Below are 23,618 nucleotides of genomic sequence, written 5' to 3'. Positions count from 1 at the left end.
CGAGTGATCTGCCGCGCTGATTGCGGGTTTACGCGATTGTGAAAACGGGGGCCTGGAGCCCCCGTCTTTTATTGGGGCGCCGGTCAGGTCAGATGAAAGACCGTGAGTTCTCCGTTCAGATTGAAACGCCAGTCGACTGGGTTCAGGTGGGGGCGAGTTCACCCGCCGATATTGAATTTTGCGTAAGTGCTTCTGCACCACTTCCTGCAGCTCCTGCGGTGTGAGGCCGCTACAGATGATGTCGTAGGCGTTGGCTATCGAGTGCCAGAGGTTGAAGAGAAATAGGGACTTTCCGGCGTCCTGAATCCAGACCACTCCCGCTGGCCTCCGTCACGATAGTTATTGATGATGAAAGGCCGGCCCACATAATGCCTGATCTTCACGAGATTTTTGTAGGCGCGACGGTTGACGAAATTCCACGATCGCTGATCTCCGAACTTTTGGTGGATGCTTGGGGGCACCAGTTCGGCGATATGGAAATAGTTGGGCATGGCGCAGTCTCCTTCTTATTCACTCTCATGTCTGGGAAAACTGTATTCACCACGAAGAACACAAAGGAAATTCACTGTTAATCAATTAATAAGCTTTGTGCCTTTCGAGTTCTTCGTGGTGAAAAGATGTTTCCGGACGGATGCACGTCAGTAGCGTGGTGATTCGTAGGCCGTCTCTTCATCACCCTCCACGATGGGTTTGACATAGATCTCAACCCGGCGATTCAGCTGGCGTCCGGCTTCTGTTGTGTTGGTGGCGCGGGGTTCCGACTCACCTCTCCCTTCGGTGCGGATGCGGGCTCCAGGTACGCCCCTGTCCTCAAGATAGAAGGCGACATGGTCTGCGCGTCGGCTGGAGAGGGTTTCGTTGTACTCATTGGCACCCCTGTTGTCTGTGTGGCCAATGATGTGCACTACGGTCTTGTTGTATTTGTTCAGCAGTCTGGCAAGCTTGCTCAGGGTCGGTTTGAAGGCTGGGGAGATGTCGGCGCTATCGAAGGCGAAGGAGACTTCATTGTTGACGCTGAGCTTCAGGGTGTCGTCTTTCAGACGCTCGATCTCCACATCGTGACGCTCCTGCTCCACAGCCAGGCTCTCCTCGAACTCCCTCTGTTGATCGTCCATATAGTTACCGATGGCGGCACCTGCCAGGGCGCCAACCGCAGCACCGACGAATTTCCCTGATCTGTCGTTCATCTGGTGTCCGGCAACTGCGCCTACTACCGCGCCGATGGCAGCGCCGGTTTTTGCCCGTTGGTGAGGATCGTTCGTAGTACAGGCACTGAGAAAGGGCAGTAAAAGCAGTGCATGGATAAGCGGCTTTGATTTCATAGTGATAGGTAAATCTTTGAGTCTGGGCCTGATCGCCGGGAAGGTGGAATGTATGTTATGAGATTAGCAGGTTTTTATGTTTGATGAATCAGATGGGGGGGGTATCATCACGGCTGATATCCGCAAAACCTGTTCAAGACAATTTCTTGCCGGGCGTGGAGCAGAATCAACCAATCTGATGGCAGTAACCCACACTGCAAGGTGAGTATACATGAGTGAAACCCTGATGCTGTTGCCCAGTGCTCAATTCGAGCGCATTCGGCTGGTGCGGATTCCTGACGACCTGGATACCAATGAAGCCTATCGGTTTGCCACGGGTATCATCGCGCAGGCGGAAGAGTCGAAAACAGGCTATGTCTGGGAGGATATTGCCGAGGCGCTGGAGGGACGCGGTTTTGAGCCGGTGACGCATATCCTGGGACCTGAGCTGGACTAAACTAAAGGCTAATCCAGGCTGATGGTTCGCAGGCCGGTTCAAGCTTGCGGAACCGGCAAACACGGTTCCTTGTATCAAGCCTTATGCCTTATGCCTGATCCGCTACGCTTGATCAGGCCTACGTGTTCGGCTCGGCAAAATGGGCAGGCTACTCGACGTCGTCGAACTCATCCATGTCCATCTGTAGCAAAATGGCTTTGCGCAGCAGTTTCTGTTCGTTGCGCATGGTCTTTTTCAGACTGCTGATCTCTTTCTCTAGCTCTTGAATCCGATAGATAAACTCATCGGCGTTGGCCATCATCTCCGGCGCTGCATTTGAGGCGGACATCTGTGCGCCAGCGCCACGAGAGGGCAGATGCGAGACGGAAGCGAGCTGCTGTTGTCCCTGGGTGCTGGGCTTCTGGTAGCTGACTTCCTGCTCCAACTCCTCGATCACGGCGCCCACCGCTTTCTTGTCCATGGTGTGGAGCTCTTCCAGGCATCCGTACAGCATCAGGCGATCACACATCGAGTTGATGCGGCGGGGTACGCCCTCGGTGAAGTCGTAGATTATTTGGAACACCTCCTCGGCAAACTCCGGATCGCCTTCCCAGCCGACGAGCTGTAAACGGTGCTTGATATATTTTTCGGTCTCGTCGCCGCTCAACGGCTCCAGATGGTAAGAGGCGATGATGCGCTGCCGGAACTGTTCCATGCCTGGGCTCTGCAGCGTGCGCTTGAACTCCTCCTGGCCGAGCAGGAAGGTCTGCACCAGTGCTTTATCCCCAACCTGGAAGTTGGAGAGCATGCGCAGTTCCTCCACTGACCGGGCAGGAAGGTTCTGCGCTTCGTCCACCACCAGCAGAATCTGCTTGCCCTCGGCGTGGCGGGTGCGGGCGATGGCTTCGAGATTGTGTAATAACGTGGCCTTGTTGAGACCTTCATGGGCGAGACCAAAAGAGGCACAGACCATGCGCAGCATGTCGTCTGGATCGACCTGGGTGGTAACCAGCTGGGCCGCCATGACGTTTTTGTTGGAGAGCTCCTGAAACAGGTTTCTGACCAGTGTGGTTTTGCCGGTACCTATGCCACCGGTGATCACGATAAACCCTTCACCCTGCTCAAGTCCGTAGCGCAGGTAGGCCATTGCCCGATTGTGCCCCTTACTATTGAAGAAGAACTTGTGGTCGGGTGTCAGCTGGAAGGGTTTGCCTTTCAGTTTGTAAAAATCGTCATACATGTTTCGGTTGCCTGTGATTCCCTGGCCAGAATTGCCGGGCAAGTGGAAATAACCATGAATTTTCTGATGGTCGAATACAAGCACAAAGGTGGATTCGACCTTTCAGGGGACTGATTATGCTATGAAATCGACAGTTTGCCTACCTTGTTTGATGGGTGAGGGGGGTGATCATCTGTTACTGATGAGCGAAATGCGGAAAGGCAGTGAGAAGTGGGGGAGTTGACGTTCCTTGGCTGGCTCACTATCTTCATGGGTAGACAGCGAGTGCATCAATCGCTGTCGCTGCTTGGCAAAGTGCGGATATAGAGCGGCATCTAAACATGTCACACAGTTTTTATACCTTTGGATTTCAACTTCATAATGAGAAGAATAAGGAGCATTTATGCTGCAAGTCGGTCAGAAGGCCCCCCCTTTCCAGTTGCCTGATGCGGATATGTACATGGTCGATTCCAGTGATTATCTGGATAAGAAAAACCTTGTGCTCTATTTCTATCCCAAGGACGACACGACGGGTTGTACGATCGAGGCATTGGAGCTGTCCGATTTAATGGAGGATTTTGAAAAGCTGGATACCCTGGTTTTCGGCATCAGCCGAGACAATTGCGTGAGTCATGCCTCTTTTCGCGACAAGCACGGGCTGACGGTGCGCCTGCTGGCGGATCCCGAGGGGGAAGCCTGTGAGGCTTTTGGCGTCTGGCAGGAGAAGGAGGCGCATGGCCAGAAACGCATGGGAATCGTGCGTTCCACATTCATCATTGACAAATCAGGCGTGGTGCGTGAAGCGCTCTACGACGTGAAACCCAAGGGGCATGCCGGGCAGGTTTTACAGTTGGTCAAGTCGCTCTGAGCGTGATCGTGATGCAGTGTAGGTCAGTGAATGCTCCCTCCCTGACCTCCGGCACCATTGGATTGGCGCAGGATGTGTGAATGAAACTGCGCACTCAGATCATGCTGTTTCTCTTCCTGTTTGGTCTGGCTCCACTGACCGTGATGGTTGTTTCCAATCTGCCTTTTGTCCTGGACCGGCTGGAGCTCTTCTACCATAAGGCGCATCTGCAGAATCTGCGGGCTGATTTCAGGGATCTTGATGAGCACCTGGCCAGTCGCCATGAAATGCTGCGACTGCTGGCCAAACTGCCGGAACCGGGCGGTGTGTTGGGAGAATCCGGGCTAGAGGACGAGGCGCGCTTCGACAAGGCGCGGGTGAATTATACCGGATGGATCAATAAGGTTCTGCGGGACCAGTTTGATATCATCCAGATCCTCTTTTTGGACGATCAGGCCAGACCCTATTTCTGGTTGGAGCGGAATTCACGAACTCAGCGGTGGGAACCCACGGCCACTCAGCCCGATCTGCCGAATCTGGAGATGAGACTGGCGGGCATGCGACAGGAGCTTGGAACCGTTGCGGTAAGTCTGATCAGCCTGAACCCCGCAGCCGCACACGATGACCCCAGACGTTTCATGACGCTGCGGATGATCAGTCCGATTGAAGGCAGTGGTCCTCAAGGTTTCGGCAAAACTGTTGGGGCGGTGGTTGCCAATATCGATGTCGGTGGCATGGCCAGGGCTTATCGGAATACACTCTGGGTCAACAATGAGGGTGTCTATCTGGAGGAGCAGATCTCCGGTGACCAGACGTCCCGCGCCTTCACCGATTTTGCCGGTCTGAAAGAGATCTTTACGGCGGGCAAGCTGGGTCTTTGGAAGGGAGATGCCGGTCAGCAGGTTATCTGGGTGCCGATGTTCATGACAGAGGATTCGGGGCCGCTCTGGGTTGGGCGTGCGGTGGATCCGTCACCGCTCTCCAAGTTTCGTAATACGCTGGTCATGCGCGTGCTTACCATTGTCTTTGTCGTCTCGCTGCTTGTGTTGTTATCAGCCAGGTGGATTGCCTTGACCGTTTCCCGTTTTGGCCAGACCCTGACGGAGGGGGTCGGGCGGGTATTGCGTGAGGGTGAGCCGGTTCGTTTCCATTGGCGGGGGCCCAGAGAGGTACGGGAGCTGGGTGAGCAGTTGACGGTTCTGGCCGAGGCGCATACTCACCACTCGGAAGAGCAGCGGCAGCATGCCCGCCAACTGGAGGAGTCGAACCGCTACAAGTCGGAGTTTCTGGCCAATGTCAGCCATGAGCTGCGCACCCCGCTGAATTCCATCTTACTGCTCTCCAAAATGCTTTCAGAGGGGCCGGAGGCGTTGCGTGGCGCGCAACGCAAACAGGTTTCGGTGATCCATGAGGCCGGGGCAGATCTGAAAGCGCTGATCGACAATATTCTCGATCTCTCCCGCATAGAGGCGGGACAGGCCAGTTTCAGTCTGGAACGAATTGATCTGCGGCGTTTGATCGAGGAGTTGATGGAGTTGGTAAAGCCCCAGTTCGATGCAAAATCCCTCTCTTTTACGGCAGATATTGCCTCGGACGCCCCGGAATTCTTTATCTCAGATCATGAGAAGGTGCGGCAGATACTGAAGAATTTTCTCTCCAATGCGGTCAAATTCACCAAAAGTGGAGGCGTGACGATACATGCCTATGCGGGCGAAGATAGCGCCCGTCCGGTCTGTATTGGGGTGGAGGATAGCGGCATCGGGATCCCTGGCGACAAGCTCGGGGAGATATTCGAGGCGTTCAAACAGGCTGATGGCTCCACCAGTCGTCGTTTTGGCGGCACCGGGCTGGGTCTGAGTATCAGCCGGGAACTTGCCTATCTGATGGACGGTGATATCAGGCTGGAGAGTGAGGAGGGGGAGGGTTCAGTATTCACCCTCAGCCTGCCGCTGGAGTTCGACCACTCCGATATTGACGAGGCGCGGCTGGAGCATGTCGAGCCCGAGGCGTTTGGATTGCAGGAACACCAGCCGGAACCGTCGACAGAGCCGGAGGATACGGTAATGCCGCAATCTGCAACAGCCCGTGAGGTGGATTTCAATGGCAAGCGCGTATTGTTGGTTGATGATGACCTGCGCAATCTGCTGGCGTTGGCGCCCCTGCTCGAAAGCTGGGGGTTGGAGATCACGGCAGCGGGGGATGGCAGGGAGGCGCTGGAGACCCTTGAAGAGAACCCGGAATTTGCCATTGTGTTGATGGACATCATGATGCCGGAGATGGATGGCTATGATACGATCAGACATATCCGCGAAGATGGCCGTTTCAGAGATCTGGCCGTAATCGCGCTCACCGCAAAAAATACGGCGTTAGACCGGGAGCGGTGTATAGAGGCAGGTGCGGATGACTTTATCCCAAAACCGATCGATGCCGATGACTTGAAGGCGTTGATTGCCCGGCACCTGCCGTTGTAACGGACCAGTTTCACACCGGCAGACAGACCAAAAAAGAGAGATGAAACGTTACTCCGGATTCAAGTTGTTGATCGTCGATGATCATGAGCATAACCTGTTTACGCTCAGAACCCTTGTCGAACGGCATATGGAGGTGGAGATCTTCGAGGCGACCTCCGGCCAGCAGGCCCTGGATATTGCGGTCAAGGTGCCGGGTATCGATCTGATCATTCTCGATGTGCAGATGCCGGAGATGGATGGATTTCAGACCGCATCGATGCTGAAGATCCGTAATAAGACCAAAGATATTCCCATCATCTTTCTCACCGCAGCCTTCAAGACTGAAGAGTTCCAGCAGAAGGGGTATGAGGTGGGCGCCGTGGACTATCTACTGAAGCCCATCGACGATAACCAGCTGATCAACAAGATCAGTACCTACTTCCGTCTCATCGAGAAAGAGCGCCAGATGAACCGGGTGCTGGAGCAGAAGGTGGCGGAACGCACCGCAGAACTGGCTGCCGCCAAACAGCATCTGGAAAATATCATCACTTACATGGGCGAGGCCCTGCTGGTGCTGAATCCCGAGGGTGGGATCGAATCCGCCAATCCCGCCGCCTGCCGGATGCTCGACTATACAGAGAGTGATCTGCAGAGCCTGTGGATCAGCGACGTGTTCGAGGAGGCGGAAGAGGAGCAGGCCGGGGCTTTTTTCGGCACCTGGCTGGAGGCGCTGATTCGTACCGGGGCGATAAGCCGCATCGAAGCACGTTTCATCGCCAAGGATGGGCGCCGTGTACCGATACTTTTTGCCCGTACCGCAGTCAAAGATCAAGATGGTAAGATTAGCCATATTATATGTATCGCAAAAGATATGACCGGATATATTCGTGATGAGGATGCAGCTTAGGAGTCAGTTATGAGCGAGCCGAACGAACCGCAAGCGACCGAGGAAGATACCGCCCTGACCGCCAACGCTTTGAAAGCGATGGCCCATCCTCTGCGATGGAAGATACTCTGCTCTCTGGGCGAGAGTGAACTCTCCGTCGGAGAGATCGTTGAAAGGACGGGCACCTCCCAAAGCAATATCTCCCAGCATCTGGAGCAGCTGCGCAACAAGAATATTGTGGTCTCCCGCAAGGAGGCGAATCGAATCTACTACCGTATTCGCAATCCTCAGTTGCTGGATCTCATCGGTATCATGCGCAATGTGCTCTGCCCCGCCAACCTCGACGACCGCTATCCGAGATCCTGAAGATGGATGCGCGGCTGATTGAACTGGAGACCCGGCTGGCGTTTCAGGAGGAGAATATCCAGTCGCTCAACCAGTCGGTGGGGCATCAACAACAGATTATAGACAGCCTGCAGCAGGAGATTGAGGAGTTGCGGCAGCGTCTCCAGGCGTTGAGCCCTTCGCCGCTGGAGGGGCATTCCGACGAGTCCCCGCCTCCGCACTACTGAGCCTGCGCTCACTCGCTCCACACTCCGGGTTCTCATGTCCAACACGCCTCCTGATGCACTGCTGCTGCTTGCCACCGGCTGCGCCCACTGTCCCGTAGTCCTTGCAGCGCTGAGTCGCCTGCTCGAAGAGGGACATCTGGGGCGTCTGGAAGCGATCAATATCGTGGAACATCCTGAAGCGGCTCAGGCGGTCGGGACGCGCAGTGTTCCCTGGACCCGCATTGGGCCATTTGAGTTGGAGGGGATGCACAGCCAGTCTGAACTGGCGCACTGGTGCGAGCTGGCCGCCACCGGCAAGGGTTTTGGTGAATATTTCAGTCATCTGCTTGAGACCCAGCGCCCGCACAAGGTGGCGGAGGTCATTGAGCGCGATCCGGCCTCCCTGACCAGCCTGTTGGCGCTGCTCGAAGATAGCGGCACACCGATGGCGGCACGCATCGGCATCGGCGTGGTGATGGAGGATCTACAGGGGAGCGAATGGCTGGAGGCGGCGGTGCCTGTGTTGACACGGATGGCTGATGCGGCCGAGGCCAATATTCGCGCCGATATCGCCCACTATCTTGGGCTTGTCGCTACCCCGGAGGTTATTCCGGTGTTGCGGAAATTGCAGCAGGATGAACACCCGGATGTGAGAGAGATTGCGAGTGACTCTCTGAATGATCTTTCCCCATAGGTAGGCAGGTTCAAGCGAAGCGGAACCGGCAATCTTTAGCACTCTGCCAATTCGGGAATGCCCGATCCGCTACGCTTGATCGGGCCTACCTGCTTTTACGACCGAACAACAATCAGGAATTTTTATGGATCGACGGGAACAGATACTCAGCGTACACGCGCTTTTTATCAACGAAGTGGTGAAGAGCGGTACCGATCCGGACCGCAAAGTCGAATTTGAGCAGCTGCTGAAGGTGGCTGAAGATAACGAGTGGAGCGACTTGGTGGCGGCCATCCGGCGCATCATGGGCGGTCGCCGGGATATAGAGATATTGAATGGCCTCGATGAGGAGGATCAGGTCATCGTTGAAGCGATCCTGAGAGGGTTGCAGGATCCCGCCACCCTGCCCGATCCCAACGCCAAACCCGATCCGGCTCAGGCGGCGCCGGGGCTGGCTTCCATGATCCATGCCGCTGCAACCGGCAATGTGCAGGCGCTGCAGCTGATCGCTGAGATGGCGGACCAGATGAGCAAGGCGGGCGGCCCTATTGCGCTGTTGGCTTCGGTGATTCGTCCCCTGATCAATGGGGAGAGGAATCCAGACAAGCTCTGCAGGAAACTCGATGGGCCGACCGAGGAGATGGTGCTGGGTATCCTTGAAGAATTGAAGTCGCTGGAGCAGCATTGATGGCACGTAACTTTCTTTTTATCGGCGCGGTGAGTGGTTGTCTGACTGTAGTCATTGGAGCCTTTGGCGCCCACAGCCTGAAAGAGCTGGTCACCCCGGAGATGCTGCTGGTCTTCCAGAAAGGTGTCAACTATCAGGGCCTGCACAGCTTGGCGCTGTTGGTGGTGGGCTTACTGGCACTTCACACACGGTCGACGGCATTAACAATTTCCGGCTGGTCTTTTATCACCGGTATACTGCTCTTCTCCGGCAGCCTCTATCTGCTCGCCCTCACCGGCGTGAATCCGTGGGGCATGATCACCCCCATTGGCGGCACCGCATTTATCGTCGGTTGGATATCACTCGCCCTGGCGGCGCGACGTATCGGCTAATGTCAGATCTGACCCCCTTTGCCAATCGGCTGAGTAAAAACTTTCGCCACTGGAGCAAGTGGGCCAAACGTCGGGAGGTCAGCTGTTATCGTATCTATGATCGGGATATTCCCGAATTTCCCCTGGCCATCGACTGGTATGAGGGACAGGTTCATGCCCAGGTGTTTGCCCGCAAAGGAATAGATGATCTGGAAGAGGTGCAGGAGAAGGCTATCGCGGATGTTATCTGTGAGGTGCTGGAACTGCCGGTTGAGGCGCTCGCATTCAAGACCCGGCGGCGGCAGAAAGGGTCGGCGCAGTATGAGAAGAACAGGATCTGGGGCAGGCCAAAAATTGTGCACGAGGGCGAGCTGGCCTTCGAGGTCGACCTGCACAGCTATCTTGATACCGGCCTCTTTCTCGACCACCGCAATACGCGGGCCATGGTGCGGGAACGCTCATCAGGGCGTCGATTTCTCAATCTGTTTGCCTACACCGGCAGTTTTACCGTCTATGCAGCGGCAGGTGGTGCTGAAGGCTCGGTCACCGTCGACCTCTCCAATACCTATCAGGCATGGAGTCAGCGCAATCTGCAACTGAATGGCTTCAAAGGTAAAGCGCATCAGTTAGTGCGTGAAGATGTCTTCAAATATCTGCATCTGGCAAGGAAACGTGAATGTTTCGATATCATCATGCTCGATCCGCCGAGCTTCTCCAATTCAAAAAAGATGCGCGATACCCTGGATGTGCAGCGTGATCATCCCAAGTTGCTGGAGGGGTGCGTGCAACTGCTCAATCCCGGTGGCGAGATCATCTTCTCCAACAATCTGCGCAGGTTCAAACTTGATCCGGCGATTGCGGAGCATGCCGAAGATATCACCCGCCAAACTGTTCCGGATGATTTCAAGCGTCATACCGCACATCGTTGCTGGCTGTTCAAGGCCTGATGGACCCTGCCGGGCCACTCACCCTTTTCATCGGCAGTTTTCTCGCCTCCACACTACTGCCTGGTGGCTCGGAGGCGATGCTGCTCTTTGCGGTATACGAAACCCCCGATTCGACATTTCTGTTTTGGACGGTGGCAACCCTGGGCAATACATTGGGTGGGCTCAGCAGTTGGCTCATCGGCTGGTGGCTGGCGAAACGCTTCCCTGGCCGGGGACTGAAGAAGGCGGAACAGCAGAAGGCGCTGGCCCGGGTGGCAAAGTTCGGTAGTCCCGCCCTGCTCTTCTCCTGGCTGCCTGTAGTGGGTGATCCACTCTGTCTGGCGGCAGGCTGGAGTGGTGTGCGGATACTGCCGGCGCTGGTCTACATATCGATTGGCAAGGCGGTGCGTTATGCGGTGCTACTGGGAGTCATCAATGGACTGCAGAGCTGAACAGGGTTGGCGTAGAAAATAAGCCTAAGATGGAAAGGGTCGTTTTTCGGGCAAAGGGTGCTAAATATAAAAGTATCGAGTGGTTAACTATTTCCACTCCGGAGGCGGCCATGAAGAAGATTATACTGTTGTCTTTGTTCCTGTTTGTTCTACCGCTTATGGCAGATGAGGAGGATGGTGCGGAGATCGTCAATACACCCTACACCGCCCAGAAGGTTCTGTTCGAATTCTATTTCAACGATCCTGCACATCTGGCCTCAGCCCTGTACTGGATACGCGCCACAATGAATCCCCTGATGGCCGCACCCTATGACTACTCGCCGGAAGACCTCTCTTTCAAGGTCGTCATCCATGGTGCGGAGATCGTCACCTTGGCGAAGTGGAATTATGAAAAATACAGGGACTTGGTGGAGCGCATGCGTTACTACTCAGAGCTGGGAGTGGAGTTCAAGATCTGTGGCCTTGCCGCTCACGATTACGGCTATCAGGCGCAGGACTTCCAGGATTTTGTGCAGGTAGTGCCTTCCGCCATGACCGAGATGGCCCACTGGCAGATGTTGGGCTATGCGCTTATCTATCCCCGAGTGATGGAGAAGAAGTTTGCGATTGAAGAGATAAGATAACAAGGAAGAGGCGCGTGTCTGCATGATGAATTCATCTATGTCGCCTTATGTTTGGAAAACAGCCGGCAGGTTTTAGAGCGATTTCCCGGTAACTGCGTGTGGATTAAAAAATCACCACATTCAGATTGCCATACAAAAAATGTGGTCTATACTGGATTGGCGTGGCATCAGATAATTATTATTAGTCGGCATGGGCTCTGATTGTCTTCCGTTTATCCGGGCTGCCTGTTGTCGGCATGTGACAAGTTTTTGTTGGGGGATCTTATGAAAGAGAGTGTCCAGGGCCGCCTGCGTCAGGCTGGCGGAGTTTCCGTTTGGGTTATTTTTCTTGTAGCCGCCGTCATCACCCAGAGTGCTCATGCGCGGGAGCTGTTTCCTGAGGGAACTGCGGCTCAGAATGTCTATGCGGGTGTCGGTGTGGGAGTGACGAACAACGATGCGCCGGGCGACTGGGACGATGGATCGGTTTCGTCTATCTCAACAGACAAAACGGATGCGAGTACGAAGGTCTTTGTGGGGTATGAGGTTACTCAGAATGTGGCGGTAGAGGCCTCCTACAGCGATTATGGCAAATCGGAATTCTCCGCCACCTCCGACGGGAGTGGTGATTCCTGGGCTCCTGGGCAGGTCAGCGGAGTCAACGAATCCTCTGGATTTGGCCTGTCCGCCGTTGGCAGTTGGCCGATGACCGACCGGATTACCGTCTTCGGCAAGTTGGGGCTGCTCTGGTGGAAGTCGAAGAACACGTGGAATGAAAGCGGGTTTATCTCGGTGGAGGAAAGCTCCGGCAGCGATCTCAGCTACGGTGCGGGTTTGGAGTACGATGTGGGACTTCCACAACGTTTCGTCTACCGATTCGAGTTCGAACGTAACGCGGTAGATGACGCTCAATACCAGCTCAACACTGGATCAGCGAGCCTGGTCTACCGATTTCCCTGATAGACAGTGCAAATGTAATCTCGATCTAACACTCGAAACGGAAAAGGCCTGGAGTTATTGCTCCAGGCCTTTTTTCAGGACATTTCGAGAAAGATACTTTTCTGATCGTGCGGTTCAATCTAAGAGAAACCCTTCCTACCGCCATGATCGGGATGGCGCAACTATCTATCTCGTTGCAGCCTATTGAGTGAATATAATTGGTGGGCGATTGCCTCTCAGGACAATTGTCACGTCCGGTCTGCAGCAGGGGGGGCAGCTATTAGCTAATACGCTATTATTAAGTTAATGATAATCAGCTTATTGGGGCGGGCTTGTGTTCGGTAAGCAGAAGATCAAGGGTTCGGAGGGATTATTATCTTTTTCTCTGCCCTCTGTTTCCGCTGTTCCCAGGGATCTTCCATGAAGTGAGGAAACTCCATGAGCATGAACGATGATGTCAAAGGCGTAAGGTTCGTTCTGGATCGTGTGGCCGGGCAACTCCCAGGATTGAATGTAGCGAAACAACACCTGCAGGCGGTCTCCGGTCATCTGACCCGATTCCTGGAGCATGATGAGTTCAGGCCTGATCTGTTGAGCCTGCGTATCGGTGCCCTGGCTAATGCCCTGGTGCCTCTCTCCCAGGCTATCCACAGCAACGCCTTGGCAGACCCGCCCGATCCCAATCCCGGCAACCAGTTCACCCGGCGACATGTCACCCAAGCCGGCTGGGCCCAATTCGCCTGGGGCGTACTGACGCCGTTCATCAAAGACCTCAACGAAATCAACCGGTTCTATCTGAAGAACTCGTCGCGTTGCGACAAGGTTGCACTGACCTCGGGAAAGATACCCGCCTTCATAAAGCAGGGGGATACTTATCAGTGGTCGAAACCGTTGCGCTCCGACGACCTCGCGAGACGCAACCGCAACTTGATGGAGAAAGAGTTGGGTGAGGATTACACTAAATATTCCAAATGGCTCCTGGACCAGGGTCTGCAGTTCCGGGAAGGCAAATCGACGGCTTGGCTTGCCACCGTGTTCCTGCTCAGGCACTCGCTGGCATGCTCGCCGCAGGCAGCCCCTTCCACCAAATCCTATATCGAGAAGCTTGGATACAACCGCTTCAACAAGACCGAGGTGTTAGACGTCGACAACATAACGCTCCATTTCGAGCAGGGAATCGCAAAGGCTTTCTTTCAGATCAAGGACCGAACCGACAAACCCAGCCTCGCCTACCCGGGAGCAGGGCTTTCTGGCATCGTGCCGACCCTGACCCCTTTCCATACCCTGGAGATCAACCTGGAGATCGACAATCGACAGGTTAGATATATCAGTCGTCGCGAACGAGTACTCACCAAAAACCTCAAACAAAAACTGGTCGAGATGCCGAATTCGTTGAAATACGTAATGCGCCACGACGAGATACTGTTTGATCCCAATCCGAAGGTGAACAAATCCTTCCACTCCTTCCTGGTGGATGAGAAGTCCATCCAGGCAGCGGGAGGAATCGTGGCCAACAACGGCAAGATCATCGCCATCGACAACATGAGCGGTCACTATCGCCCCGGCTGGCGATTGCTCGCGCAGGCCGTCGACCGGCTCATCGAGGTGCTCGATAACAACGCGGTCGTCGGCGTATTCAGTGATGGGGCACCGGGAGGCGGTGAGACCTGGTTCTTTCCGGTCAGGGTGTTTGCTCGACTGGCGGGCAATGATTTCAGGGCAGATGCAATCGAAGCCGCCATCAAGACCTCCGGTACCTGGCAGCTTCCCGTCACTGCTGACGATAATTTCAATGCGTATCTCGCATTGAACCTGCCAGGCAATAAGTCCACTGAGGAGATTGGGAAATTCGCTGAAAAACTCCAGCGGTTCTAGGAGAGTGTCGGATTTAACGCTGTTTGGCTGCAAATCCCTGGATGGCGATCAACTCAGCTTATCGAACTCGTTAAATAGGTCCACGATTAATGCTCGGGGTCCTGCCTCGCACCCTTTTGGCTGCTTCGCTGTCAAATGGACACCTGCCCATTTGATCGCCTCGTTCGATAAACTGATATGATTCGCCAACAGTGATTTGACTACGGGCATCCATGCCCTTCGCCCCTTCGGGGCCAGCTTCGCTGTTCAATCCGCTCCTATGGATTAGTCGCTTCGACCTCCAGGGATGGCGGAAGTGCGGGAAACGCAGGAGCAGTTACCCGTCAAGCGGATAAATCCGACAGCCTCCTAGGCGCAAACAATATAATTAATAATATGACATTAGAACCAACACCATCACTTTTAGAAAATTTATATTGGATAACCTTACTTGCGGTTATTGTTTCGTCAGCTTCGGGTGTTCTTAAAGCTGGTTTTAAACAATTTGATTTATTCGGTGTAATTATTATTGCTATTGCTACAGGATTAGGCGGCGGTTCATTACGTGACATGCTTCTTGGCCGAGATGTATTCTGGATCAATGACCAAATATTTTTTATAGCGTCGCTTGGTAGCGCAGTCGCTGTTTTTATAGCAGCAAGGATAATAGTAGTTTCGCCCAAATATTTCTTAGTTGCTGATGCTGCGGGCTTAGCTACTTTTGGCGTTGCCGGAACATTGGTTTCACTTATGGTTGGAGCACCCCCTCTTATTGCAAGTTTTATGGGAGTAATGACAGGAATTATGGGAGGTATTTTTCGTGATGTATTATGTAACGAAACCCCTGTCGTATTTCTAAGCCCGCTTTATGCGACAGTATCCTGGCTTGGCTCTTTGCTCTTTATCGGGCTCTTACATTTAGACCAAGAGATAACGATAGCAGCAATTATTTCGGGACTAAGTATATTTATATCACGGCTGCTGGCTATGCATTATAATGTCAGCCTGCCTAGATTTCGCTTCAAGTCTTGAAGCTGCCCCACAAAATAATAGGGGACGCACCACGTTTTCCCGTTTTCCTCGCCACTTCTGGTACTTGGAAAAGGGAATAGATTTATTTATTCCACGCCTGTGAAAATCAATCTGCTTCCCTTGTTTTTTTGTTTATTACTCACGGAATAGTCAAGGCCTGCCGCTATGTAAGCGATGATATAGCCTCTTTTCCCCATTCCTTACTTGCTCCGTCATGACGAACCTGTCTAGCAGCCAAAAAAGGACGCAGGAAAATGGTACGAGAAGGAATACACTTACAATCAACATTACGGCAAGCTCATTACTGATACGCTTCATCTCAAACTCCTTTTTCATACAGCTGCGAAGGGTCTGGGGAATTGTCAGAACCTTCTGATTTTCAGGCTCAACAACCTTCGAAAATCATGTTTCTCTGCTATAAATATAGTAGAGGAGAAGTGGTTGTATTAGCGTGTATCGCTGTGGAATTAAAAAAGAATGATGAAATAATTTTATCGTTCGAAATTCGATAAGGAGATTTGATAATGGATATTCAACTTGCTGATGTCACCATCCATGTCGACAAAAATGTAGGAGCAGAAGAGCGTTCCGGTATAGAAGAAGTTTTACGGGATATCGACGGAGTTGTAAGTGTGCACAATTCAGTTGAGGCGGCTCATTTGTTTCTCGTGGAATATAGTCCTGCAAAGACCAATTCACATGATTTGCTAAATGCCGTAACCGGAAAATACGGACATGGAGAATTAGTCGGTCTCTGATGTATGGTGTCTAGTCTGTAAAACAACACACATCAAGATGAGGGAATGAATTCAATACGGTATTCGCTACCGGGAAGGAGGCTTATCTGCTTTGCAGAAGAGAGGTTTTGTCATGTCGTTAGAGTCGCAAACTGAAAAACCTGGCTTCCTTGAAAAAGACGCTAAACTATTCAATGCGTTATTTGATGCGCGCTCACGGATATTCATATCGGTAGTCACCGTTGGCGAATTGCGACGCGGCGTTGAATTAATCAGACACAGAAGCGACACGCTGCAGGCAACTCAACTGGAGAACTGGCTTGATCTCTTGCTGACTGATTACCAGGATCACATTCTCGATATCAACCCGGATATCGCGCAACTTTGGGGTCGGCTCCGAGTACCTCATCCGGAAAATGCACTGGACAAGCTCATTGCCGCAACCGCTCTAATTCATGATTTAACAGTCGTTACACGCAATCACAAGGATTTTAAAACAACGGGGGTTCGACTATTGAATCCGTTTTGCACGTAACTTTAATCTCTTTGGATTTAATTCCCAGCGGCTTGTTGTGAAGAAAAATATTAGGGGACGCACCACGTTTTCTATGACCTGATTACGAAAAACGTGGTGCGTCCCCTGTTGTGTCGTTGAGAGGCGTTAGTAGCAGCGCCTTGCAGCTACGACTCCGCTGGCCGGATCAATCGCGGCGAGGCACCGCTCCTACAATTAAATTCCCTATCTGCTTGCTTGGGGATCAAACCAACCGAATGAAATAGGCGCGCCGAAGTTCCACCAGTTTCTCTTCGAATTCGCGGATATCGTTTTCGACGAGTTCCAGGATCATCTGCTTGGATTGCAGCTCTTCAATCAGCCGTGCCTTCTGCGACAACATGGCTTTGAGCACTCTCTTTTTGCGCAGGCTGTCGAAGGCGATGACAGCACTGTTTTTCTGCGCCGCCATCTCATCTTTCTGTACCGCAATCCGCCGCTCAAGCCCTGCCAGATCATGCTCTGTCTGACCGATCATCCCTTTGTAATCCCGGCAGATCTGAAACAGGCTGTCGACACCCTGCTCCGTCCACTCCTGGATCTCCATAAATGTCTTTCGGTTCGACAAGGCGAGCGCATCGATGGATTCCGGTAGTGACAGCAGGCGTTCATAGACCATCATCCAGCTGCCCTTCCTGTTTCTGAATAGCTGACTCATGTAGTAGAGCAACTGCCCCATAACCTCTCTGTAGTCGAAGGCCGGACACTCCTGGCTGATCGCCTCGATTACGTCCGCATAGTCGACAGAGGTGATAATGAAGGGGCATTTCATCTCTTCCGCCAGCCCCTTGGCGTAGATGCCGGTCAAGTGACTGATGATCTTCCGGTAGTCGTCGGCAGAGACACCCGCCCTTCCAGAGCGGATAATCTGTGAAACCTCCAGCAGCATCTCCTGGATCTGACTGACATCGATACTCCTGCCCTGCCCCGACAGCGCCGTATCGAGATAGTCGAGGTAGTCATCCAGCAGTTCGCGGGAGCGGTGAGGATCAGCGCCTCTCCCTTCCCGGGAACAGAGACTCATCAGCTCGACACGCAGATCCCGGATATCCGAGCGCGCTTTCGATACCGAGTGTCCATTGAGATTGTGCAACTTAGCCATGATCTTTCCAGTGCCAATAATCTGCTTTTCTTGATTAGGGTGGCGGCCATCCAGCCCAATTCTGGAGGAGTGAAGAGGAAAAACATGAACCGGGTTCGTAAGTTACATCGGATAAGGGCTTGCTTCTGCCGATTTCCGCCCACACACCAAGCCGTAGCCTACAGAAAGGTCAAACGATGCTGTTTGGCGATTGCTGTAACGGTTGCCTTTTCCACCCCGGCAGCCCTGGCAAATTCCGGCCACCGTTTCACTGCCTCGACAACCTCATCGATTGTCTCGGAAATATTCGGCAGGCTGATCGACTCGCCCACAGCGAGCAGATCGGCCATGGAAAAACCATCCCGCTTGCCGTTGATGGTCATCTGGTGCTGATGGGTCCATCTGCCCGCTGGGTTGTGGGCGTAGGTCACATCGAAGGCAGGGGAGAGCTGCCAGACACCCGCCTCCCCCATGAGAAAGGCGATGTTTTTGGTATGGTCGTCCTGATTCCGCGCCACCACGTTGAACAGCATGCGGCGAAACTGTTGTGCCGCCTCGGCTTTTGACAGCCTGAGCCGGCGCATCACCGCGAAGGCCTGTTCGTAGCCATACTCCCCCGGCAGATTGAAATCGTAGTGACCCACACCGCATAGCGACTGCATATGCAGTTTTTTGCCCTGCGACCGATCGAAGCGGCGAGTGAGGAAGTGCGCCCTGCCCCCCTCTTCCAGGAGCCGACACTCGGTCATCCTGACGCCTGCAGCTTTCGCCATCAGATAGTAGGCGTATTCGATGCGTCCATAACCCTTTGGCTTGCCGAGCTCCAGATCATCGACCCCATCGAACTTCAATAGCCAGTAGTCGTAACCCGCAGGCGCCTCGACCTGCCCTGAGCGCACCTTGCCCGCCCCATTCATGGCGATTACCGCCTTCGGCCGTGCGCCACCCGCAGAGGTGCCAACCCGCAGAATATCGAGAATCCCCTCCTCCCCTTCACGGCCAAAACCATTCAGCTCCACATCCAGCCGCCCCCGCTCTGTGGTGATCCGCTGCGCCAAAGTGACCAGCTCCGCAATCTCAACCGGCACCGATGTTTCCGTCTGCCGGGTGACTGGTGGCAGAAACTCCAGCGCCCCCATACCGCGCCGACCTGTGTAACAGAGGCGCTCCACCGGCGAGAAACTCTTTTCATCCCGTCCGTTGCGCGCCAGCCAGGCGTCGATAATCCGGTTACCAAACTTATCCGGCAATGCATCTGCCAGCAGGCCGGGCAGGCCTCTGAAGGTCTCGCGATTAAGGGCGGGAAATGTGTAGACGCCATCCCCCTCTCGCGCCTCCTGCAGCCCCATGTGGACCGGCGAAAGGTCGAGCCCGAGGTTGAGAAAATCCCGATCGAATTCAAATACCGCATGTTCCTGCGCCTCTCGCCAGGAGACAGCCCCCACCCGGTGGCCCCAGAGCATCACCAGCGCAGTATCGACCTTCGCTACCATTCGACTTCCTTATTATCCTGCCTGCCGCGACTGCCGGTGGCGCGCTGGCGTTTATGCCCACCCATTTCAAGCAGTTGCAGCGGACTGACACCCGGGTCGGGAATGAAGTCACCGATACTCTCCAGCGCCCCCAACTCCCGCAGCACGGCAACAAGGGTGCTGAGCTTCGCCTTGCCGGCCTCCAGTGCCTTGATGGTGGAGAGGGAGAGCAGGGTTCGATCCGCAAGCTGCTGTTGAGTGAAATTTTTTCTCAACCGCAACTCCCGGAAGCGCTGTCCAAGCTCGGCCAGAACGGCCTTGTCGGTCAGTGAATAATAATCCATAACAGTTTTAATATAATCCTTTATTTGTGAATATTGTCATTAACAGGCTATCTATAAACTATAAATAGATTGTATTACGCGAGAAGTCAACATTTTAAGATAAAGATTGATTAATAAACCATTAATAGCATATATGCTTGTTACAAGCTTATTTTTAAATCATTATGTATTCGGCGAATGATGAACGATGAGGTAACGTGTAGGATGTGGTGACGACTGCATGGCAGAGATTGCTCCTGCAATTTTTCCGCATTTCCTCCATCCCTGGAGGTCAGATGCAGGAGCAATTGCCGAGTAACGAACCGCATCAATTGCGACAGATGCGCATCGCTACGCTCAGCACATCCTACGATTCCGTGCTCTTCGCTCTTTCGCCGGGCAGTTGAATAGATGCAGTCAGATTTAGATAATCTGGCAAAGTAGAACTAAGCTATTCCCTGAACCAGCCAAACCACCGGTAAGGACCATGCCAAACAAACAATTCCCCTATAAAACAACCTCGGCCTGTTAATATTCTTCTTTAATGGGCGGTAATGCCTCCGCACTAAAGTCAACATCACCGTCATTGTCGATCGTTTCAGGTGTGCCACAACAGGATATTATCCATCCTATGCAAACCAGGACACCACGCGATGATTGAATGCAACTTCGCCCGCAATTCCTCCCGGCTATCTCCCTTCTGCGCCCAACCCATGCAGCTGGACAAGAGTGTGGTGACCATCGGCGAGGTCGAGCTGGTGGCATTTATGCAGGGACCTGCCGACGGCCAGGTCTGCTGATCGACGGAGGACGGAGGAGTGGTATGAATCGCGGGCACCATTCCCGCCCACTACCACCTTTCTAACCAGCTGAATCCGGAACAGGCGCCGACGACCTTGACCTCGGAAGACGCCCTGCCCGCCTGGATGTGGAGGCAACGGATAAGGGGTGGAATTCTCAAAAGCGAAACACTTGGTACTCTGGTAACGGCTCCTTTTCATCCCGTCCGTTGCGCGCCAGCCAGGCGTCGATAATCCGGTTACCAAACTTATCCGGCAATGCATCTGCCAGCAGGCCGGGCAGGCCTCTGAAGGTCTCGCGATTAAGGGCGGGAAATGTGTAGACGCCATCCCCCTCTCGCGCCTCCTGCAGCCCCATGTGGACCGGCGAAAGGTCGAGCCCGAGGTTGAGAAAATCCCGCTCGAATTCGAATACCGCATGTTCCTGCGCCTCTCGCCAGGAGACGGCCCCCACCCGGTGGCCCCAGAGCATCACCAGCGCAGTATCGACCTTCGCTACCATTCGACTTCCTTATCATCCTGCCTGCCGCGACTGCCGGTGGCGCGCTGGCGTTTATGCCCACCCATTTCAAGCAGTTGCAGCGGGCTGACACCCGGGTCGGGAATGAAGTCACCGATACTCTCCAGCACCCCCAACTCCCGCAGCACGGCAACAAGGGTGCTGAGCTTCGCCTTGCCGGCCTCCAGGGCCTTGATGGTGGAGAGGGAGAGCAGGGTTCGATCCGCAAGCTGTTGTTGAGTGAAATTTTTTCTCAACCGCAACTCCCGGAAGCGCTGTCCAAGCTCGGACAGAACGGCCTTGTCGGTCAGTGAGTAATAATTCATAATAGTTTTAATATAAGCCTTTACTTGTAAATATTGCCATTAACAGGCTATCTATAAACTATAAATAGATTGTATTACGCGGGAAGTCAACATTTTAAGATAAAGATTGATTAATAAACTATTAATAGCGGATATGCTTGTTACAAGCTTATTTTTAAATCATTATGTATTCGGCGAATGATGAACAATGAGGTAACGTGTAGGATGTGGTGACGGCTGCATGGCAGAGATTGCTCCTGCAATTTTTCCGCATTTCCTCCATCCCTGGAGGTCAGATGCAGGAGCAATTGCCGAGTAACGAACCGCATCAATTGCGGCAGATGCGCATCGCTACGCTCAGCACATCCTACGATTCCGTGCTTTTCGCTCTTTCGCCGGGCAGTTGAATAGATGCAGTCAGATTTAGATAATCTGGCAAAGTAGAACTAAGCTATTCCCTGAACCAGCCAAACCACCGGTAAGGACCATGCCAACAACAATTCCCCCTATAAAAACAACCTTCGGCCTGCTACTTCTCCTTTTTGTCAGCGGCAATGCCGCCGCACTGGAAGTCAACATCACCGTCACTGTCGATCAGTTTCAGGTGCGCCACGGCGAACATGACATATCCATCCTGCGCAACCAGGACACCGACGCGACGATTGAATTCAACTTCGCCCGCACCTCCCGGCCCTGCCCCCCCTTCTGCGCCCAACCCATGCAGCTGGACAAGAGTGTGGAGACCATCGGCGAGGTCGAGCTGGTGGCATTTATGCAGGGACCGCTGGCCGACGGCTCAGGTCTGCTGATCGACGCGAGGACGGAGGAGTGGCATGAACGCGGCACCATTCCCGGCTCCATCAACATCCCTTTCAACCAGCTGAATCCGGAACAGGGCGCCGACGACCTGACCCTGGAGGACGCCCTCGCCCGCCTGGGTGTGGAGGCAACGGATAAGGGGTGGAATTTCTCAAAAGCAAAACACTTGGTACTCTGGTGCAACGGCCCCTGGTGCGGTCAATCGCCGGCCGCCATCAAGGGTCTGCTGAGCGTTGGTTATCCCGCAGGCAAGATCAAATACTATCGGGGCGGCATGCAGCTGTGGCGAATCTTCGGCCTGCCTGTCGTTTCACCCGACGGCAAGCTGCTCGACGACTGATATTTATACCGCAGAACGCAGGGTGCGCACGGCGCACCCTACCAGAAGTTACGGTAAGGGCGCCTCCAATCAACGCTCATCCAGCGGCACATACTGCCTTCGTTGATAGCCGTTATAGAGCTGCCTGGGACGGCCGATCCGCTGTAGCGGGTCGTCCATCATCTCCAGCCAGTGCGCCACCCAACCCACTGTGCGGGCAATGGAGAACATTACCGTAAACATGTTGTTGGGAATGCCCAAAGCCCGGTAGATGATGCCGGAGTAGAAGTCGATGTTGGGGTAGAGCTTGCGTTCGATGAAATATTCGTCACTGAGCGCAATCTCCTCCAGACGCATCGCCAGCTCGAACATTGGATTGTTCTGATCCGCCAGGGCCTGCAGACACTCGTGGCTGACCTTGCGGGTGAGGGTCGCCCGCGGATCGCGGTTTTTATAGACCCGATGACCAAAACCCATGAGGCGGAACTTGTCATTCTTATCCTTGGCGCGGGCGATATATTTGTCGATATTTGAGACATCGCCGATCTCAGTGAGCATATCCAGCACCGCCTCATTGGCCCCACCGTGGGCCGGCCCCCAGAGCGATGCGATACCCGCTGCGATACAGGCAAAAGGGTTGGCCTGGGAACTGCCGGCCAGACGCACAGTGGAGGTACTGGCATTCTGCTCATGGTCGGCATGCAGGATAAAAAGCAGATTCAACGCCTTTACCGCCACCGGATCCGGCTCATAATCCTCACAGGGGGTGGCATACATCATGTGCAGCAGGTTCGCGCAGTAGGAGAGACTATTCCGCGGATACATGATCGGCTCGCCGATACTGTGTTTGTAGCTGGCGGCAGCGATGGTGGGCATCTTGGAGATCAGACGGTGGGCGGAGATCTCCCGGTGACGCGGGTCGTTGATATCGAGGGAGTCGTGATAGAAGGCCGACAGCGACCCCACCACGCCGACCATGACCGCCATCGGATGGGCATTATTTTGAAAACCATTGAAAAAACTCTTCAGGCTCTCGTTGATCATCGTGTGGTGGGTGATGACTCCGTCAAACTTTTTCAACTCATCCTTATTGGGCAGTTCGCCGTAGAGCAGCAGGTAGGCCACTTCGATAAAATTGCCACTCTCCGCCAGCTGTTCGATGGGATAACCCCGGTATTCGAGTACCCCCTCTTCGCCGTCGATATAGGTGATGCCGCTGTTACAGCTGGCTGTGGACATAAAACCCGGATCGTAGGTAAAGACCCCCATCTGCCGGTAGAGACTGGTGACATCGACTGTCGGGGGGCCCTGCACTGACTCACGCACCATCAGCCTGACCGCATCACCAGTCTCATCGTTGGTAAGGGTAAAGGTCTTGTCTGCCATCTTTGAACTCCTCGGCACCAGCCTTTTCAGGCGGGACCATCGACCGTTGTTGTTAACTGGCTTTGCACAATAATTCCAAAGGGATCGATAGATCCTGGCCTTTGCAGCAGCCGTAATT

At 53.8% G+C, this 23,618-nt stretch carries 27 protein-coding genes and 1 pseudogene; 19 read left to right on the top strand and 9 right to left on the bottom strand.

Features of this window, described 5'->3' with window-relative positions; translation table 11 throughout:
- Together G9Q73_RS19850 and G9Q73_RS17180 are read right to left on the bottom strand one after the other, a co-directional pair.
- Positions 1-315 (bottom strand): annotated as a pseudogene (locus G9Q73_RS19850) (hypothetical protein); the annotation flags it as partial.
- A gap of 323 nt (positions 316-638) precedes the next feature.
- Positions 639-1,322: a YiaD family glycine zipper/OmpA-like lipoprotein gene (locus G9Q73_RS17180; RefSeq protein ID WP_177420869.1), complete on the bottom strand. Its 684-nt coding sequence runs from the start codon at positions 1,320-1,322 to the stop codon at positions 639-641.
- A gap of 211 nt (positions 1,323-1,533) precedes the next feature.
- Between G9Q73_RS17180 and G9Q73_RS17175 the strand changes: the two genes are divergently transcribed.
- On the top strand, positions 1,534-1,758 hold the full coding sequence (locus tag G9Q73_RS17175; protein WP_177420868.1) for a hypothetical protein: 225 nt from the start codon (positions 1,534-1,536) through the stop codon (positions 1,756-1,758).
- Between the two features lie 148 nt (positions 1,759-1,906).
- Here G9Q73_RS17175 and G9Q73_RS17170 read toward each other — a convergent pair whose 3' ends face one another.
- Positions 1,907-2,977, bottom strand: coding sequence for an XrtA/PEP-CTERM system-associated ATPase (locus tag G9Q73_RS17170; protein WP_177420867.1), 1,071 nt, complete (start codon positions 2,975-2,977; stop codon positions 1,907-1,909).
- Positions 2,978-3,359: 382 nt separating this feature from the next.
- On the opposite strand from G9Q73_RS17170, the gene G9Q73_RS17165 reads away from it, so the two are divergent.
- The 16 genes from G9Q73_RS17165 (at position 3,360) to G9Q73_RS17090 (ending at position 16,478) form a co-directional block, all read left to right on the top strand.
- Positions 3,360-3,824 (top strand): peroxiredoxin, encoded by a 465-nt coding sequence (locus G9Q73_RS17165; RefSeq protein WP_177420866.1) that lies wholly within the window; start codon positions 3,360-3,362, stop codon positions 3,822-3,824.
- 80 nt (positions 3,825-3,904) lie between these two features.
- Positions 3,905-6,274, top strand: a complete 2,370-nt coding sequence (locus G9Q73_RS17160; RefSeq protein WP_177420865.1) for an ATP-binding protein — start codon at positions 3,905-3,907, stop codon at positions 6,272-6,274.
- A gap of 40 nt (positions 6,275-6,314) precedes the next feature.
- Positions 6,315-7,160: a response regulator gene (locus G9Q73_RS17155; protein ID WP_177420864.1), complete on the top strand. Its 846-nt coding sequence runs from the start codon at positions 6,315-6,317 to the stop codon at positions 7,158-7,160.
- Between the two features lie 9 nt (positions 7,161-7,169).
- Positions 7,170-7,505, top strand: a complete 336-nt coding sequence (locus tag G9Q73_RS17150) for an ArsR/SmtB family transcription factor (protein ID WP_177420863.1) — start codon at positions 7,170-7,172, stop codon at positions 7,503-7,505.
- Between the two features lie 2 nt (positions 7,506-7,507).
- Positions 7,508-7,711: a SlyX family protein gene (locus G9Q73_RS17145; RefSeq protein ID WP_177420862.1), complete on the top strand. Its 204-nt coding sequence runs from the start codon at positions 7,508-7,510 to the stop codon at positions 7,709-7,711.
- 34 nt (positions 7,712-7,745) lie between these two features.
- Positions 7,746-8,384, top strand: a complete 639-nt coding sequence (locus G9Q73_RS17140; protein ID WP_177420861.1) for a HEAT repeat domain-containing protein — start codon at positions 7,746-7,748, stop codon at positions 8,382-8,384.
- Positions 8,385-8,508: 124 nt separating this feature from the next.
- Complete coding sequence (locus G9Q73_RS17135; protein WP_177420860.1) at positions 8,509-9,051, top strand: hypothetical protein; 543 nt, start codon at positions 8,509-8,511, stop codon at positions 9,049-9,051.
- Positions 9,051-9,422, top strand: coding sequence for a DUF423 domain-containing protein (locus tag G9Q73_RS17130; RefSeq protein WP_177420859.1), 372 nt, complete (start codon positions 9,051-9,053; stop codon positions 9,420-9,422). The genes G9Q73_RS17135 and G9Q73_RS17130 overlap by 1 nt, the downstream gene beginning before the upstream one ends.
- A complete protein-coding gene (locus G9Q73_RS17125; RefSeq protein ID WP_177420858.1) occupies positions 9,422-10,348 on the top strand; it encodes a class I SAM-dependent methyltransferase in 927 nt (308 codons plus the stop codon). Before G9Q73_RS17130 ends, G9Q73_RS17125 begins: the two co-directional genes overlap by 1 nt.
- Positions 10,348-10,779, top strand: coding sequence for a YqaA family protein (locus tag G9Q73_RS17120; RefSeq protein ID WP_177420857.1), 432 nt, complete (start codon positions 10,348-10,350; stop codon positions 10,777-10,779). The genes G9Q73_RS17125 and G9Q73_RS17120 overlap by 1 nt, the downstream gene beginning before the upstream one ends.
- A 110-nt stretch (positions 10,780-10,889) precedes the next feature.
- A complete protein-coding gene (locus tag G9Q73_RS17115; protein WP_246345355.1) occupies positions 10,890-11,402 on the top strand; it encodes a DsrE family protein in 513 nt (170 codons plus the stop codon).
- 264 nt (positions 11,403-11,666) lie between these two features.
- Positions 11,667-12,341, top strand: coding sequence for an outer membrane beta-barrel protein (locus tag G9Q73_RS17110; protein ID WP_177420856.1), 675 nt, complete (start codon positions 11,667-11,669; stop codon positions 12,339-12,341).
- 417 nt (positions 12,342-12,758) lie between these two features.
- The gene (locus G9Q73_RS17105) at positions 12,759-14,195 is read left to right on the top strand and encodes an IQM protein middle domain-containing protein (protein WP_177420855.1); all 1,437 of its coding nucleotides are present in this window, start codon (positions 12,759-12,761) and stop codon (positions 14,193-14,195) included.
- A gap of 375 nt (positions 14,196-14,570) precedes the next feature.
- Complete coding sequence (locus G9Q73_RS17100; RefSeq protein WP_177420854.1) at positions 14,571-15,206, top strand: trimeric intracellular cation channel family protein; 636 nt, start codon at positions 14,571-14,573, stop codon at positions 15,204-15,206.
- Between the two features lie 524 nt (positions 15,207-15,730).
- Complete coding sequence (locus tag G9Q73_RS17095) at positions 15,731-15,964, top strand: ATP-binding protein (RefSeq protein WP_177420853.1); 234 nt, start codon at positions 15,731-15,733, stop codon at positions 15,962-15,964.
- 112 nt (positions 15,965-16,076) lie between these two features.
- The gene (locus tag G9Q73_RS17090; protein ID WP_177420852.1) at positions 16,077-16,478 is read left to right on the top strand and encodes a type II toxin-antitoxin system VapC family toxin; all 402 of its coding nucleotides are present in this window, start codon (positions 16,077-16,079) and stop codon (positions 16,476-16,478) included.
- A gap of 223 nt (positions 16,479-16,701) precedes the next feature.
- Here the strand turns inward: G9Q73_RS17090 and G9Q73_RS17085 are convergent, their stop codons facing one another.
- The 3 genes from G9Q73_RS17085 to G9Q73_RS17075 all read right to left on the bottom strand — a co-directional run bounded on the left by G9Q73_RS17085 (position 16,702) and on the right by G9Q73_RS17075 (position 19,393).
- Positions 16,702-17,598 (bottom strand): hypothetical protein, encoded by an 897-nt coding sequence (locus G9Q73_RS17085; RefSeq protein WP_177420851.1) that lies wholly within the window; start codon positions 17,596-17,598, stop codon positions 16,702-16,704.
- Positions 17,599-17,756: 158 nt separating this feature from the next.
- Positions 17,757-19,070: a type II toxin-antitoxin system HipA family toxin gene (locus G9Q73_RS17080; RefSeq protein ID WP_177420850.1), complete on the bottom strand. Its 1,314-nt coding sequence runs from the start codon at positions 19,068-19,070 to the stop codon at positions 17,757-17,759.
- Positions 19,064-19,393 (bottom strand): helix-turn-helix domain-containing protein, encoded by a 330-nt coding sequence (locus G9Q73_RS17075; RefSeq protein ID WP_177420849.1) that lies wholly within the window; start codon positions 19,391-19,393, stop codon positions 19,064-19,066. The genes G9Q73_RS17080 and G9Q73_RS17075 overlap by 7 nt, the downstream gene beginning before the upstream one ends.
- 632 nt (positions 19,394-20,025) lie before the next feature.
- On the opposite strand from G9Q73_RS17075, the gene G9Q73_RS17070 reads away from it, so the two are divergent.
- Complete coding sequence (locus G9Q73_RS17070; RefSeq protein ID WP_177420848.1) at positions 20,026-20,172, top strand: hypothetical protein; 147 nt, start codon at positions 20,026-20,028, stop codon at positions 20,170-20,172.
- Between the two features lie 157 nt (positions 20,173-20,329).
- Here G9Q73_RS17070 and G9Q73_RS17065 read toward each other — a convergent pair whose 3' ends face one another.
- Both G9Q73_RS17065 and G9Q73_RS17060 read right to left on the bottom strand, forming a co-directional pair.
- Complete coding sequence (locus tag G9Q73_RS17065) at positions 20,330-20,674, bottom strand: HipA N-terminal domain-containing protein (protein ID WP_177420847.1); 345 nt, start codon at positions 20,672-20,674, stop codon at positions 20,330-20,332.
- A complete protein-coding gene (locus tag G9Q73_RS17060; RefSeq protein ID WP_177420846.1) occupies positions 20,668-20,997 on the bottom strand; it encodes a helix-turn-helix domain-containing protein in 330 nt (109 codons plus the stop codon). Before G9Q73_RS17060 ends, G9Q73_RS17065 begins: the two co-directional genes overlap by 7 nt.
- 466 nt (positions 20,998-21,463) lie before the next feature.
- On the opposite strand from G9Q73_RS17060, the gene G9Q73_RS17055 reads away from it, so the two are divergent.
- Positions 21,464-22,135 carry a rhodanese-like domain-containing protein gene (locus G9Q73_RS17055; RefSeq protein ID WP_177420845.1) on the top strand — a complete coding sequence of 224 codons (672 nt, stop codon included), beginning with the start codon at positions 21,464-21,466 and terminating at the stop codon, positions 22,133-22,135.
- 69 nt (positions 22,136-22,204) lie between these two features.
- Here the strand turns inward: G9Q73_RS17055 and G9Q73_RS17050 are convergent, their stop codons facing one another.
- Complete coding sequence (locus G9Q73_RS17050) at positions 22,205-23,500, bottom strand: citrate synthase (RefSeq protein WP_177420844.1); 1,296 nt, start codon at positions 23,498-23,500, stop codon at positions 22,205-22,207.
- Positions 23,501-23,618: the final 118 nt, after the last annotated feature.

Origin of the sequence: endosymbiont of Lamellibrachia barhami (assembly GCF_011947365.2) — a bacterium.
Lineage (GTDB): Bacteria > Pseudomonadota > Gammaproteobacteria > Chromatiales > Chromatiaceae > QGON01.
The sequence above is the reverse complement of the archived record's forward strand: the minus strand, read 5'-3'. Positions and strand labels throughout refer to the sequence as shown.

Coding starts and splice junctions, on each gene's coding strand:
- G9Q73_RS17075 (WP_177420849.1), bottom strand. CDS start 19,393: ATGGATTATTATTCACTGACCGACAAGGCCGTTCTGGCCGAGCTTGGA.
- G9Q73_RS17070 (WP_177420848.1), top strand. CDS start 20,026: ATGATTGAATGCAACTTCGCCCGCAATTCCTCCCGGCTATCTCCCTTC.
- G9Q73_RS17050 (WP_177420844.1), bottom strand. CDS start 23,500: ATGGCAGACAAGACCTTTACCCTTACCAACGATGAGACTGGTGATGCG.
- G9Q73_RS17090 (WP_177420852.1), top strand. CDS start 16,077: ATGTCGTTAGAGTCGCAAACTGAAAAACCTGGCTTCCTTGAAAAAGAC.
- G9Q73_RS17155 (WP_177420864.1), top strand. CDS start 6,315: ATGAAACGTTACTCCGGATTCAAGTTGTTGATCGTCGATGATCATGAG.
- G9Q73_RS17180 (WP_177420869.1), bottom strand. CDS start 1,322: ATGAAATCAAAGCCGCTTATCCATGCACTGCTTTTACTGCCCTTTCTC.
- G9Q73_RS17085 (WP_177420851.1), bottom strand. CDS start 17,598: ATGGCTAAGTTGCACAATCTCAATGGACACTCGGTATCGAAAGCGCGC.
- G9Q73_RS17175 (WP_177420868.1), top strand. CDS start 1,534: ATGAGTGAAACCCTGATGCTGTTGCCCAGTGCTCAATTCGAGCGCATT.
- G9Q73_RS17120 (WP_177420857.1), top strand. CDS start 10,348: ATGGACCCTGCCGGGCCACTCACCCTTTTCATCGGCAGTTTTCTCGCC.
- G9Q73_RS17105 (WP_177420855.1), top strand. CDS start 12,759: ATGAGCATGAACGATGATGTCAAAGGCGTAAGGTTCGTTCTGGATCGT.
- G9Q73_RS17125 (WP_177420858.1), top strand. CDS start 9,422: ATGTCAGATCTGACCCCCTTTGCCAATCGGCTGAGTAAAAACTTTCGC.
- G9Q73_RS17080 (WP_177420850.1), bottom strand. CDS start 19,070: ATGGTAGCGAAGGTCGATACTGCGCTGGTGATGCTCTGGGGCCACCGG.
- G9Q73_RS17115 (WP_246345355.1), top strand. CDS start 10,890: ATGAAGAAGATTATACTGTTGTCTTTGTTCCTGTTTGTTCTACCGCTT.
- G9Q73_RS17055 (WP_177420845.1), top strand. CDS start 21,464: ATGCCAACAACAATTCCCCCTATAAAAACAACCTTCGGCCTGCTACTT.
- G9Q73_RS17170 (WP_177420867.1), bottom strand. CDS start 2,977: ATGTATGACGATTTTTACAAACTGAAAGGCAAACCCTTCCAGCTGACA.
- G9Q73_RS17165 (WP_177420866.1), top strand. CDS start 3,360: ATGCTGCAAGTCGGTCAGAAGGCCCCCCCTTTCCAGTTGCCTGATGCG.
- G9Q73_RS17145 (WP_177420862.1), top strand. CDS start 7,508: ATGGATGCGCGGCTGATTGAACTGGAGACCCGGCTGGCGTTTCAGGAG.
- G9Q73_RS17140 (WP_177420861.1), top strand. CDS start 7,746: ATGTCCAACACGCCTCCTGATGCACTGCTGCTGCTTGCCACCGGCTGC.
- G9Q73_RS17160 (WP_177420865.1), top strand. CDS start 3,905: ATGAAACTGCGCACTCAGATCATGCTGTTTCTCTTCCTGTTTGGTCTG.
- G9Q73_RS17095 (WP_177420853.1), top strand. CDS start 15,731: ATGGATATTCAACTTGCTGATGTCACCATCCATGTCGACAAAAATGTA.
- G9Q73_RS17065 (WP_177420847.1), bottom strand. CDS start 20,674: ATGGTAGCGAAGGTCGATACTGCGCTGGTGATGCTCTGGGGCCACCGG.
- G9Q73_RS17135 (WP_177420860.1), top strand. CDS start 8,509: ATGGATCGACGGGAACAGATACTCAGCGTACACGCGCTTTTTATCAAC.
- G9Q73_RS17100 (WP_177420854.1), top strand. CDS start 14,571: ATGACATTAGAACCAACACCATCACTTTTAGAAAATTTATATTGGATA.
- G9Q73_RS17110 (WP_177420856.1), top strand. CDS start 11,667: ATGAAAGAGAGTGTCCAGGGCCGCCTGCGTCAGGCTGGCGGAGTTTCC.
- G9Q73_RS17060 (WP_177420846.1), bottom strand. CDS start 20,997: ATGAATTATTACTCACTGACCGACAAGGCCGTTCTGTCCGAGCTTGGA.
- G9Q73_RS17130 (WP_177420859.1), top strand. CDS start 9,051: ATGGCACGTAACTTTCTTTTTATCGGCGCGGTGAGTGGTTGTCTGACT.
- G9Q73_RS17150 (WP_177420863.1), top strand. CDS start 7,170: ATGAGCGAGCCGAACGAACCGCAAGCGACCGAGGAAGATACCGCCCTG.